The organism is Paraburkholderia sp. BR10937 (assembly GCF_040965695.1).
Classification (GTDB): domain Bacteria; phylum Pseudomonadota; class Gammaproteobacteria; order Burkholderiales; family Burkholderiaceae; genus Paraburkholderia.
Genome location: NZ_JBFRCL010000110.1, coordinates 1 through 10,155, shown reverse-complemented (window position 1 = coordinate 10,155; position 10,155 = coordinate 1). Strand labels below are relative to the sequence as shown.

Sequence of the window (10,155 nt, the reverse complement as noted above, 5' to 3'; positions counted from 1 at the left end):
AACCAGGCGCTCATCGCACTGGCACGGCGACGCTGCGACGTCCTGTTTGCCATGCTGCGAGACGGCACCTTTTACGAACCCAAGTCAGCCCCTAGCGCTTGACGAACCACATAGGGGCACCCCCCCCGCCGACGACTGCGTGCGTCGCGTTCTTGTCGTGGATGATTACGGTCCCGGTGCCGAGGCCGTTTCCGCCTCACTCACGGAGGCAGGATACGAGGCTCGATTTGTGCTTGATGGTCTGGCCGCACTGGAAACCGTCAGATCGTGGGTCCCCCTAATCGCGTTGTTGGACATCAACATGCCTGAGATGGACGGGTACGCGGTTGCGCGACGCCTGCGCGCGGAAGATCTGACGCGGCAAACGATCATTGTAGCTTTTACTGCCTTGGACGAACCTACCGCGCGTCGGTCGGGCGTCGGTGCGGGCTTCGATGCATACTGCCAGAAAGGCGCCGCGCCAGGCCCTCTGTTGCGCCTGCTTGAGACGCTCGCTCACTAGACCGGTGTTGTGCTCGACCTTGCAATCGTCGGCCACCGGGTATGTCAGGGAGAACTTCTGACACCTTTGTATAAAACCACGTTGACACCCTGTCAGCGACGTCCCGGCTGCCGTATGCTTAGCCGCGAACAGGAGAGGGCCATGACTCAAAAGGCGCGAGAGCTTTACCGGAGCGCGAACGGTGACCGTTGGTCGCTCGTCCACGAATACGATTCTGGCCGGGTTTTCGTCCGACATGAGCCCAACCTCTCGTCAGGTGGCCGGCCGTCAGACATCTCAATTGGCGACTTCCTTGTTCGAGATGGCGAAGGGCCGGAGCATAGCGAACTTCTGCGCCTGATCGGGACACTGGTGGAGACGCCAGCCGATAACTAGCGCTTACTGAGGACCACTCGCGCGCATCCACTCGAGAGACGCCACCTACGTGACTACCATATGCGCCCGCCTGCGGGCTCGCGCGACGGCGGACGCGTCTCGGAGAGCCCGCGCGCCGGTGATAAACAGCCTTTGGCTGCATTGAGGCGACGACTTGCTTAACGCGCGCCGCGCTCGAATGTCCGTTGCCAAGGCGGAGCCACCGCTCGAATGTTCGTCTGAGTACGTCCGTAACTGGCCGGCTAGCGCCCGACGACAGAGCGCGCCCATCGGATCGGGTGGGTCCTCGATGCAAAAGGCATGACGCGACCCGAGACGGCCATTGCCCACCCTTGAGCGAACGACCGATATAGATCTACATGCGGTCAACGGGTCCTAAAGGTTGCGCAGAAACTCGATCACGGCGGCGTTGACGAGGTCCGGGGCCTCTTGTTGCAGCCAGTGACCCGCTCGCTGAATGATTTGAGAATCTCGCAGGTTGGGCACGAGCTTCCGCATGTCGCCGATGATTTCGTGCATGCCTGGAATCGCCAGCCCGGTGTCGTATTCCCCGACTAGATAAAGGGCGGGAGTTTGGACCGGCAGGCCGTCGAAGGCAGCCTGCAATTCCCAGTTACGGTCGAGATTGCGGTAATAGTTCAGCCCCCCGCGAAACCCCGACGCCTTGTATGCCCGCACAAAAGCGTCGAAGTCGACCTTATCGAGCCATGTGGGTGGCGACGCAGGTTCAGGCAAAGCGCCGAGGAGTCCCGCCTGCCTCGCAACGAGTCCAAATGGATTGGGTGTCTTCTGGTCGCGCAGGCCGGCGTCCCCTGATGCCCAGAAATAAAGCTTACGCAGTGTAGCGGCAACGTCGAGCTCGAGTTCGCTCTCGGCTTGCCCCGGTTGAGAGAAGTAATGTGTGTAAAACCACGCCTGTTCAGTTTGCGGAAATATCCGACTCGGCGAGATTGGGGCTCGGCCCATCATGGGAACCCCGAGCGCCACGACAGCGCGAAAGCGGTCAGGGCGCAACAGCGCGGCCTGCCACGCAATGGTTGCGCCCCAGTCATTTCCCATCACGACAGCATTTGTCTCTCCGAGCGCGTCCATGATGCCCACCAGGTCACCGACGATGTCGAGCGTCGTATACCGCCCTGGTTCAATCGGACAATCGCTGAGTCCGAAGCCCCGCAGGTCTGGTGCGACCGCGCGAAAGCCAGCATTCGATAAGCCCATCAATTGGTGTCGCCACGCGTACGACGTCTCAGGAAACCCATGAAGAAGCAGGACTAGCGGCCCCGCTCCCTGGGCGGCGACGCTCAGGCGGACGCCATTGGTTTCGATAAAGGACTGAGTAAATGCGTACACGATCGCGCTCCGATGGTTGCGGTAAGTCACGCGAAATCGTAACATCAAATGTCACGAATAACTTGCTTCAAGAAACATGCAACGAGATACACGGCTTGCCAGGCTTCTTCACGTACTCATACACATGGACCTGCGCGGCGGCACAACCACCTCCGAGACGATCGCGCAAATGCTGCACACCCAGCCGTCGCTGGTTCGACGCACTATGGCCGCGCTGCGTGCGGCCGGTTATGTAGAGTCGATCGTTGGACCGGGGGGAGGCTGGGCTCTGCGTCGTGAACTCGGCGATCTCACCGTGCGTGACATATATGCTGCAATCGCACCTAGGAGCGCATTCGCGATCGGTACGGCGGATGACAATCCGGCTTGCCCGGTGGAGTCAGCAGTCAACCGGTTCCTCGACGATGCACTGAGTTCTGCAGAGGACGAATTGCTCCGGCGTTTCGCGCAGATGCGTCTTTCCGTCATAGCGCGGTACGTGAAGGTGCCGAAGCCCTAAGGAGCGTCCACTTCTGGCGCAATGGCAGTCGTCTGTCTACAGGCCGCGTACGTTTAGGTTTATTCGACGCCTGCCGACATGCGCACAGGCATGCACGTTCCTGCCGCCCATGGCAGGCGTCGAATAAACCTAAACGGCTAGCGCCTTACGTAGCATCTGAGAACGGCCACTCACGGCGGCATGAACCCGTCGACATCGCCGCAAAAGTGTGCGCCCCAATCGCTAACAGGTATTAGCGATATAGCTGCGTTTTGCTGCGAAACTGTGTCCGTGCAGATCAGGCCTCGAAAGATTCCGGGCTCGCAGCGGCGATGCGAAGTGTCGAATTTAATGCGGACTGAGGCGAAGTGACGCTTTTATGGCGTTCGGAGTGGAAACAAAACTGTCACCTCGGTGGCGCAAAACGCCGCGGTGTCGGGGTCTTTGTAGTGACGTTTTTATCGCGTCCTACGTTGGCGACGCGCGCGAAGAAACCCGAATTGGCGATCAGCAGATCCTGTCTCGCGAGCACGAGCGCGAGCCCCTTGAGCCCGAGCAGCGCCGCAAGCGTGACGATGAACGGCGCCATGCGCGCGCGGGCGATCAGCACGCCGTTCACCAGCCCGACGACGAAACCCGCCGCCACGGGCGCGAGCCGCGGCGCCCCATCCATAGGGCGCGGCATAGGCGGCCAGCACCGTGCCGAGTCCGACCATCGACCCGACCGAGAGATCGAAGCCGAACAGACGCGGAAAGATGCCTTCCGCGCGGCGGTCTTCGGACAGGAAGGCGAGACCGCGTCCGATCGAGCGCGCCGGGTTTGCATGCGCGAGCGCTCGGCCCGCGATATCGACCGCGCCGCCATCGGCCTTCTGCGCGCCGAAGATCGTCTTGAACGTTTCCGTGCGGCCCGAGCCGAGCAGGCCGACCAGGCCGACGATCTCACTGCGGGCCACGCGCAGCGACACGTCGCGCACGCGGTTGCCCCACTGCAAATGGTCGACGGCGAGCGCAGGCGTGGCGTCGGCATCGGCGCTGCCCGAGCGCTCGGCCCACGCGTGCTCGCCCGCCCTATCGCGGCCCAGCATGGCCGCGTTCAATGCCGCGCGCGGCAGTTCTGCAGGCGTACCCGTACGGACCACGGCGCCGTCGCGCATCACCGTGAAGCGATCGCACAGCCGGTAGCATTCGGAAAGCCGGTGGCTCACGAACAGCAGCGCAATGCCCTCGGCGCGCAGGCGATCGACGACTTCGAACAGCACCTCCACCTCCGCGCCGCTCAGGGCGGAAGTCGGCTCGTCGAGGATCAGCACGCGCGCGCCCAGCGAAACGCCGCGCGCAATTGCCACCATCTGCTGCGCGCCGATCCCGAGCGAACCCAGACGCGCGGCCGGATCGACCGCGAGCCGGTAGCGCTGCACGATGTCGGCGGCGCGCTCGAGCATGCGCTTCCTGTCGATCAGGATGCCGAAGCGTTTCGGTTCGTGACACAGAAAGGTGTTGTCGGCTACGCTGCGCTCCGGGATCAGGTTGATTTCCTGATACACGGCGCACACGCCCGCGCCCTGCGCCGCGCGCGGACTGTCGAACGCGACGTCCGCGCCGTCGAGCGTGAGCGCGCCCGAGTCGGGCTGATGAAAGCCGGTGAGGACCTTGATCAGCGTGGACTTGCCCGCGCCGTTCTCACCCACGAGGCCGTGCACCTCGCCCGCGCGCAGCGTGAGCGAAACGTCGCGCAGCGCGCGCACCACACCGAAGGTCTTCGACACACCGTGCGTTTCGAGCACGGTGTCCGCCAGGCCTGCCGTACTTCTGCGCGGAGCCCGTCAGCAACACGACGGACTGGCGCAATCTGCGTCACGAAGGAACCGTGCAGCGCGTCGACGTGGGCGGCACCATGCTCGCGCCCGGCGAAGCGCTCGAAGCCCAGCTTGCCTGGCAACCCGAGCGGACCTGAAGCGGCCCGTCGCTTACATGCCCGCGCCGCTTTGCCCACCCGAGCGCACGCCCGCCAACGGCGCGCCGTAGCCGCCCGCCTCGGCGTTGTTCGGGTGACCGTTCGCGAGTTGCCCGCGCGGATCGGTAGGGCCGACCGGCATCTCGCCGGCCTGGCGATTGCCATGGGTCGGGTATTCGCTACCGGGCTGGGCGCCCGGCATGAGCGCGAGGCTATTTTGCGGCGTCCGCAGGTCGTCATTCGGTGCGAGCTGGGCAAACGCCTGGCCGGACGCACCTGCCAGCATCGCGCCTGCCATGAGGCACGGCATGGCCGCGTGGGCGAAGAAAGGCTTCATCTGGCACTCCTTGTCGCGCAACGCGACACGCTTGAGCACGCGAGTGCGCGCCGTGCTGCTTTCAGGCTAGCAGACGGCCGCCTGCCGCGCCCGCTGATGATCTCCAGCAAACGCCGCGCTGCGGTTACTATTCCAGCTTGTAAGGCAAACCAGAAAAAGCGGCTCGCCACGGCGGGCCGAAACAACGACAACCTCGGTCGACAGGAGACAAAACCATGGACCAGCCGCGTGCCGTCGACGTCCAGACCTTCATCAACGAACATCCGTTTTCGCCGTTCCAGTGGCTCATCTTCGCGATGTGCTTCGTCATCGTCCTGCTCGACGGTTTCGACACCGCCGCGATCGGCTTCATCGCGCCTTCGCTGCTCGGCGAATGGGGCATCCCCAAGCCCGCGCTCGCGCCCGTGCTGAGTGCGGCGCTCTTCGGCCTCGCTTGCGGCGCGCTCGTGTCAGGGCCGCTCTCCGACCGCGTCGGGCGCCGCTCCATGCTGGTCGGCTCGGTGCTGCTGTTCGGCGTGACCTGCCTCGTTTCGGCGTTCTCCACCAGCATCGGCGAGCTCACGTGGCTGCGCTTCATTACGGGCGTGGGTCTCGGCGCCGCCATGCCGAACGCGGTCACGATGATGGGCGAGTTCTGCCCCGACCGGAACCGCGCCACCGTGATCAACCTGATGTTCTGCGGCTTTCCGCTCGGCGCGGCCTGCGGCGGCTTTCTCGCGGCGTGGATGATTCCGCATTTCGGCTGGCGCAGTGTGCTCATGCTCGGCGGCGTGACGCCGCTCGTGCTCGCCGTGCCGCTCTTTCTGCGCATGCCGGAATCGGTGCGCTATATGGTGGCGAACCAGCGGCCCGTCGAGCGGATTCGCGCCGCGCTCGCCCGCATCTCGCCCGACGCCGCCAAGGCGCAGGTGTTCACGATGACGGAGCACGCTCCGCAGACGCAAGGCAAGGGCCTCGGCGTCGTGCTTTCTCCGATGTACCTCGTCGGCTCGGTGATGCTGTGGGTCGCGTATTTCATGGGGCTCGTGATCTTCTATGCGTCGATCAACTGGATGCCGCTCCTGCTCAAGGACTCCGGCCTCACGGCCTCGAGCGCCACGCTGATTTCGGCGCTCTTCCCGCTCGGCGGCGTGGGCGCGGTGCTGAGCGGCATGCTCATGGACCGCTTCAACGCGAACCGCATCATCGCCGCGTGCTACGTGCTCACCGCGCTTTCGGTGTGGCTCATCGGCCAGGCGGCCGGCAACGTGGCCCTGCTCGTGCTCGTGGTGTTCGTGGCCGGCGTGCTGATGAACACGGCGCAATCGTCGATGCCCGCGCTCGCCGCCGCGTTCTATCCCACCCAGGGACGCGGCACCGGCGTGGCCTGGATGCTCGGCATCGGGCGCTTCGGCGGCATTGCGGGCTCGTTCCTCGTCGCCGAACTCGCGCGCCGGCACTTCACGTTTGCAGGCATCTTCGCGACGGTCGCCGTCGCCGGTCTCATTGCCGGCGCGGCGCTGCTCATCAAGCAGGCCGCGCGGCCGCAGGCGAGCGGATCGTCGGCGGCAAAGACGGAGTCGTTCGGGCACTGAGGCCCGCGGGAGTGTCGAGGATTGCGCCGTGCCGCAGGCTGCAGGGCGGCGCAATCCGCTGAGCGATCAGCCGCCGAGCGCGCCAAGATTGAGCGTGTGCGAATGGCCGATCCACACGGCGGCGTCGCGATGATCGCGCAGGGCATCGGCGGTGTTTGGATGCACGAACACGTCGAGTGCGCCGTGATTGAGCGTGAGCCATTCGACGACCGTCGTGAAATGCTCTCGCGTAATGGCGAGCTGATACGACCACATCGGATGCGGCCCGACCGGGCGCTCGTGAAAGCGCCCGATCTGCACGATCTCGCCGAAGCGGACATCGATCGCCTCGCGCAAGGTCAATGCGGCGTCGCGCGTCGCCGCGTCGAAATAGACGTGGGCGTGCCAGCTCGTGATGTCGGCGGGATCGAGGTAGTTCATGGCGGAAGCAGGCATGCGGTAAAGGTTCGAGCCGACATTGTCCATCGAATGCCCGCACCGCGCAGGCGAACGCACCACGCCAGGTTTCAGTGCGCGCCGTTCGAATACGTGTCGCCCACCATCAGCCGCACGATCTCGTCGCCGTCTGTGTCGACCACGCGCCGCTCGCCCGCCACTTCGCCGCGCCGCAGCACGACGATGCGCTCCGCGACGGCGAAAATATCGTGCAGGTTGTGCGAGATGAGAATCACGGCCACGCCCTGCGCCTTGAGCCCGCGGATCAACTCCATTACCTTGCGTTGCTCGGGCACGCCGAGCGCCGCGGTGGGCTCGTCCATGATGAGCACGCGCGCGTTCCAGTAAATCGCGCGGCCTATCGCAATGGCCTGGCGCTGGCCGCCGGAGAGCATTTTCACGGGGCCCGTGAGCTTGCGCGGTGGAATCACGATATCGAGCCGCTCGAGCACTTCGCGCGCCACCCGCGCCATGTGCGGCCGGTCGATCACCTGGAAGCCGAACAGCCGTCGCACGGGTTCGCGGCCGAGGAAGATGTTGCTGCCCACGTCGAGATTGTCGGCGAGCGCGAGATCCTGATAGATGGTTTCGATGCCCTGCGAGCGCGCATCCTGCGGATCGCGCAGCTGGAGCGGACGCCCCTCGAAATGCAGATCGCCCGCATCGGCGCGATACACGCCCGAAAGGATCTTGATGAGGGTGGACTTGCCCGCGCCGTTGTCGCCCGCGAGCGCAAGCACTTCGCCCGGCATCAGCCGCAACGACACGCGCTTGAGCGCCTCCACGCCGCCAAAGCGGATCGAGACGTCGCGCGCCTCCAGAATCGGCGTGCCGCTCGCGCCATTCATTGCGCGCCTCCGAGCCGATCCTTGTACTGGTCGATCAGCACCGAGAGAATGATGACGATGCCGACCACGATGAATTGCCAGAACGCGTTGACGTCGATGAACACGAGCCCGAATTCGATCACGGCGATGATGAGCGCGCCGATCAGCGTGCCGATGACGTTGCCGGTGCCGCCAAAGAGACTCGCGCCGCCGATCACGACCGCCGCGATCGAATCGAGCAGCATCGGTTCGCCCGCATTGGCCGCGCCCGCGGCGAAGCGCGCCGTGTAGACGATGCCGCCCACGGCCGCGAACGCCGCCGCGATCAGATAGATCGCGAACAGATGACGGCGTACGTTGATGCCCGCACGCACCGCCGACTGTGGATTGCCGCCTATCGCATAGGTGTACTGACCGAAGCGCGTTTGCGAGAGCACGAAGTGCATGATGACGAGCAGCACGGCCGTGAGGATCACGGGCGTCCAGCCGCCACCGAGCCACGCGAGCCCGGGATTGTTGACGGAGACCGTCATGCCGCTGCCCGCGGCGAGAAAGCCCACGCCGCGCGCAACGCCATACATGCCGAGCGTGCCGATGAAAGCGGGCACGCCCAGGCGCGCGATCAATACGCCGTTCACGAAGCCTGGGATCAGGCACACGAGCACCGTGAGCGGAATCGACAGCAGCAGGATCCACGGCGATGCGCCGCCGGGAATCGTGAACTGCGCGACGCACACCGCCGCGAGCCCCATCACGAATCCCACCGAAAGATCGATGCCCGCGGTGATGATCACGAAGGTCTGACCGATGGCCAACAGCAGCGGCGCGCTCGCCGCGAGCCCGATCGACTGCAGGTTGTACGCGTTGAACACGAACGACCGATGCGCCGAGATGCGCGCCCACGCCTCGAAAAAGACGAGCAGCGTGCCGAGGAAGAGCCACGGCCAGACCTTGCTGACGAGCGCGAGCCTGTCGAGTCGTTTGTCGTTCATGTGGCTCTGTGCGCGTGGCTTAGTTCGAATAGATGTACTGCTTCATCTCCGGCTTGTCGATGTTCGACTTGTCCAGCACCACGAAGCCCGTGCCCTTGTAGGTGGGAATCTTCTTGCCGTGGATGGCGTCGGCGGCGAACTTCACGGCGTCATAGCCCATCTCGTCGGGAAGCTGCGCGATGGCGATATCGACGAGGCCGCTGCGGATCTGCTCGTCGATGCCCGGCACGGCGTCGAACACGACGACCTTCACCACGCCCTGCTTGCCCGCGTTCTTCACGCCTTGCGCTGCGCCTGCGCCCGAAAACGTGTTGGCGCCGAAGACGCCCGCCAGGTCGGGATTGCGCGCAAGCACCGCCGCCACGTGCGAGGCGGCGCGATTGGCGTCGTCCTCGTTGTACTGCGTCTCCAGCACCTTGATGTTGGGGTGCTTCTTCATCTCTTCCATGAAACCTTGTGCGCGCGCGTCGGTACTGGAGATGCCGGGCTTGTTGTTCTCGCAATAGACGGTGCCCTTGTCGCCGATCGCCTTGGCGAGCGCGCGCGCCGCCACGTGGCCGCCTTCCAGGTTGTCCGAAGCGACATAGGAGAGCGGGAAGTCGGCGTCGCCCTTGCCAGTTTGATAATGGCCGTCGCCGATATAGGTGTCGACGGTGATGACCTTGATGCCGGCGTCGGCGGCTTCCTTGAGCGGGCCGATGAGCTGCTGCTTGTCGACGGGCGAGACGAGCAGCACGTCGGGATGCTTGGCGATGAACGCCTTGAGGATCGGCACCTGTTCCGTGGTGTTCCAGGCCTTCGGAACCTGGAACAGCAACTGGATGTTTTCTTCCTTCGCCGCGCGCTCGGCGCCGCGATGCATCGTGAAGTAGAAGGGATCGGTGACGCCGGGCAACAGCGCGACGACGGGATGCGCCGCATCCGCGTGCGCCACGCCGGGCAGCACGCCGGCGGCGATCGTGGAAAGAGCCATCAGACAGCCAAGAGCGATGCGCAACATGTTTGTCTTCCTCCAGGTGAGTCCGACGCACGGCGCCCATTCTTCCCGAGGCGACCACGCCCGGCAGCAGTGGCTCAGTATACTGACGCGCACTGCTGCGGGGCCTGGTGTTTTCCTGCACTCGTTCTGCTCTTTATGCGCTTCAGATGCAGACGTCCCGATTGGTGGGACGACTGACTATTTCATTGCAGGAACAACCGATACGCCGGGTTGCTCGTCTCTTCCCAGTGCGGATAACCGAGCGTGGCGAGGAAGCGGCGGAACTCCGCGTCTTCGGCCGCGGGCACCTGGATGCCCACCAGAATCGAACTGTAGTCGGCGCCCTGGT

11 protein-coding genes are annotated in these 10,155 nt (G+C 64.6%); 3 read left to right on the top strand and 8 right to left on the bottom strand.

The genetic code is table 11. The annotated features are described in order from the left end of the window. Nucleotides 1-139: 139 nt before the first annotated feature. Nucleotides 140-502, top strand: coding sequence for a response regulator (locus tag AB4Y44_RS41780; RefSeq protein ID WP_368702751.1), 363 nt, complete (start codon nucleotides 140-142; stop codon nucleotides 500-502). 750 nt (nucleotides 503-1,252) lie between these two features. Here AB4Y44_RS41780 and AB4Y44_RS41775 read toward each other — a convergent pair. Next, the gene (locus tag AB4Y44_RS41775) at nucleotides 1,253-2,257 is read right to left on the bottom strand and encodes an alpha/beta hydrolase (protein ID WP_342925399.1); all 1,005 of its coding nucleotides are present in this window, start codon (nucleotides 2,255-2,257) and stop codon (nucleotides 1,253-1,255) included. Between the two features lie 46 nt (nucleotides 2,258-2,303). On the opposite strand from AB4Y44_RS41775, the gene AB4Y44_RS41770 reads away from it, so the two are divergent. Continuing rightward, on the top strand, nucleotides 2,304-2,726 hold the full coding sequence (locus AB4Y44_RS41770) for an Rrf2 family transcriptional regulator (RefSeq protein ID WP_342925400.1): 423 nt from the start codon (nucleotides 2,304-2,306) through the stop codon (nucleotides 2,724-2,726). A gap of 437 nt (nucleotides 2,727-3,163) precedes the next feature. On the opposite strand, the gene AB4Y44_RS41765 is transcribed toward AB4Y44_RS41770, so the two are convergent. Together AB4Y44_RS41765 and AB4Y44_RS41760 are read right to left on the bottom strand one after the other, a co-directional pair. Next, nucleotides 3,164-4,492 (bottom strand): sugar ABC transporter ATP-binding protein, encoded by a 1,329-nt coding sequence (locus tag AB4Y44_RS41765; RefSeq protein ID WP_368702750.1) that lies wholly within the window; start codon nucleotides 4,490-4,492, stop codon nucleotides 3,164-3,166. 183 nt (nucleotides 4,493-4,675) lie between these two features. Then, nucleotides 4,676-4,972, bottom strand: coding sequence for a hypothetical protein (locus tag AB4Y44_RS41760; protein WP_342925407.1), 297 nt, complete (start codon nucleotides 4,970-4,972; stop codon nucleotides 4,676-4,678). A 242-nt stretch (nucleotides 4,973-5,214) separates the two neighbouring features. Here AB4Y44_RS41760 and AB4Y44_RS41755 point away from each other — a divergent pair, with 242 nt between their 5' ends. Continuing rightward, nucleotides 5,215-6,573, top strand: a complete 1,359-nt coding sequence (locus AB4Y44_RS41755) for an MFS transporter (RefSeq protein ID WP_342925403.1) — start codon at nucleotides 5,215-5,217, stop codon at nucleotides 6,571-6,573. Between the two features lie 66 nt (nucleotides 6,574-6,639). On the opposite strand, the gene AB4Y44_RS41750 is transcribed toward AB4Y44_RS41755, so the two are convergent. From AB4Y44_RS41750 to AB4Y44_RS41730, 5 genes are all read right to left on the bottom strand, one after another. Next, nucleotides 6,640-6,993 carry a DOPA 4,5-dioxygenase family protein gene (locus AB4Y44_RS41750; RefSeq protein WP_342925408.1) on the bottom strand — a complete coding sequence of 118 codons (354 nt, stop codon included), beginning with the start codon at nucleotides 6,991-6,993 and terminating at the stop codon, nucleotides 6,640-6,642. Between the two features lie 86 nt (nucleotides 6,994-7,079). Beyond that, a complete protein-coding gene (locus AB4Y44_RS41745; RefSeq protein WP_342925404.1) occupies nucleotides 7,080-7,856 on the bottom strand; it encodes an ATP-binding cassette domain-containing protein in 777 nt (258 codons plus the stop codon). Then, nucleotides 7,853-8,827 carry a ribose ABC transporter gene (locus AB4Y44_RS41740; RefSeq protein WP_342925405.1) on the bottom strand — a complete coding sequence of 325 codons (975 nt, stop codon included), beginning with the start codon at nucleotides 8,825-8,827 and terminating at the stop codon, nucleotides 7,853-7,855. Before AB4Y44_RS41740 ends, AB4Y44_RS41745 begins: the two co-directional genes overlap by 4 nt. A 19-nt stretch (nucleotides 8,828-8,846) precedes the next feature. Beyond that, the gene (locus AB4Y44_RS41735; protein WP_368702749.1) at nucleotides 8,847-9,827 is read right to left on the bottom strand and encodes an ABC transporter substrate-binding protein; all 981 of its coding nucleotides are present in this window, start codon (nucleotides 9,825-9,827) and stop codon (nucleotides 8,847-8,849) included. A gap of 182 nt (nucleotides 9,828-10,009) precedes the next feature. Continuing rightward, nucleotides 10,010-10,155, bottom strand: a 146-nt coding sequence (locus AB4Y44_RS41730) for a hypothetical protein (RefSeq protein ID WP_342925409.1), incomplete at its 5' end; no start/stop codon positions are given.

Bases quoted from the DNA above. Each gene is read 5' to 3' on its own strand.
- AB4Y44_RS41770 (WP_342925400.1), top strand. From the start codon at position 2,304: ATGCAACGAGATACACGGCTTGCCAGGCTTCTTCACGTACTCATACAC.
- AB4Y44_RS41760 (WP_342925407.1), bottom strand. From the start codon at position 4,972: ATGCCGTGCCTCATGGCAGGCGCGATGCTGGCAGGTGCGTCCGGCCAG.
- AB4Y44_RS41755 (WP_342925403.1), top strand. From the start codon at position 5,215: ATGGACCAGCCGCGTGCCGTCGACGTCCAGACCTTCATCAACGAACAT.
- AB4Y44_RS41750 (WP_342925408.1), bottom strand. From the start codon at position 6,993: ATGAACTACCTCGATCCCGCCGACATCACGAGCTGGCACGCCCACGTC.
- AB4Y44_RS41745 (WP_342925404.1), bottom strand. From the start codon at position 7,856: ATGAATGGCGCGAGCGGCACGCCGATTCTGGAGGCGCGCGACGTCTCG.
- AB4Y44_RS41740 (WP_342925405.1), bottom strand. From the start codon at position 8,827: ATGAACGACAAACGACTCGACAGGCTCGCGCTCGTCAGCAAGGTCTGG.
- AB4Y44_RS41735 (WP_368702749.1), bottom strand. From the start codon at position 9,827: ATGTTGCGCATCGCTCTTGGCTGTCTGATGGCTCTTTCCACGATCGCC.